The following is a 961-nucleotide window of genomic DNA, read 5'->3' as shown; positions in this document are numbered from 1 at the left end:
TCAACAGTACCAAAGGGGGATTTTTTTCCTCAACTGTCACAGTACGCCGAAATCACATCTCTACAGGACGCTTCTCGCGGCCCTTACCGACGCCCATAATGCCCCTAGAGGTCACGAAAGGGGTTTTTCCGCATGAGTCAGAAAGAACGCGAAGAACTGCGCCAGCTGTGGGCGGGATTGGTGGCCGAGTTCCGGGCCAGTGGTCTGGGGCAGGCCCAATGGGCTCGCCAAAACGGATACAAAGTGCGGCACTTGCAGTACTGGCTACGGAAGTTTCCGGCGACCGACGCGGCCGCGTCGGAGACGATGGCCTGGGTGCCCGTGGTGCCGGACCGGGAGGCGACGCCATCCCTCGTGGTGCGGGTGGGTTCTGCCGCCATTGAGGTACCTCCCGGTTTTGACCCCGGCCTATTGCGGGCGGTGGTCCGCACGTTGGCCTGATGGACTGGGATAGCTCAGCGCGGCGCGTATACCTAGCGTGCGGCGCGACGGACATGCGAAAATCGATCGACGGGCTCGCGGCGTTGGTGCAGGGGAGCTTTCGACTGGATCCCTTCGCCCCCGCCCTGTTCGTCTTCTGTAATCGCCAGCGCAATAAACTCAAGATTCTTCAGTGGGAACATAATGGGTTCTGGCTCTACTATCGCCGCTTGGAACGGAGACAGTTCCAATGGCCTCAAGCACCCCGGGATCAGGCGACCCTGGCCATTTCCCTCCGTCAACTCCGCTGGCTGCTGGATGGACTCACCGTCGATCAAGCCCACGCCCATGCGCCCGTCCGGGCGCATCATGTGGTGTAGAAAAGTGTCCGAAAACCGCCAAATGGCAGGACTTTCGAGGATCCCTGGCGAATGTTTAGCCTATGACGACGCGGACCCCCATGGCCCACGAATCCCCTCATCCCGCCTGTCGATGCGACCAGTTGGAGCAGGAAGTCGCCCACTTGCGCACCTATGTGCGG

General features: G+C 61.0%; 2 protein-coding genes. Both read left to right on the top strand.

Annotated features, from left to right (window positions below):
* Positions 1-132: 132 nt before the first annotated feature.
* Positions 133-441, top strand: a complete 309-nt coding sequence (gene tnpA, locus HIJ39_RS23145) for an IS66 family insertion sequence element accessory protein TnpA (RefSeq protein WP_169103373.1) — start codon at positions 133-135, stop codon at positions 439-441.
* On the top strand, positions 441-800 hold the full coding sequence (tnpB, locus tag HIJ39_RS23140; protein ID WP_169103372.1) for an IS66 family insertion sequence element accessory protein TnpB: 360 nt from the start codon (positions 441-443) through the stop codon (positions 798-800). Before tnpA ends, tnpB begins: the two co-directional genes overlap by 1 nt.
* The last annotated feature ends 161 nt before the right edge of the window (positions 801-961 follow it).

This window comes from Sulfobacillus harzensis (assembly GCF_012933365.1).
Taxonomy (GTDB): domain Bacteria; phylum Bacillota; class Sulfobacillia; order Sulfobacillales; family Sulfobacillaceae; genus Sulfobacillus_B; species Sulfobacillus_B harzensis.
Note: the sequence above shows the minus strand (reverse complement) of the source record. Positions and strands in the feature narration are given on the sequence as shown.

Coding starts and splice junctions, on each gene's coding strand:
- tnpA (WP_169103373.1), top strand. CDS start 133: ATGAGTCAGAAAGAACGCGAAGAACTGCGCCAGCTGTGGGCGGGATTG.
- tnpB (WP_169103372.1), top strand. CDS start 441: ATGGACTGGGATAGCTCAGCGCGGCGCGTATACCTAGCGTGCGGCGCG.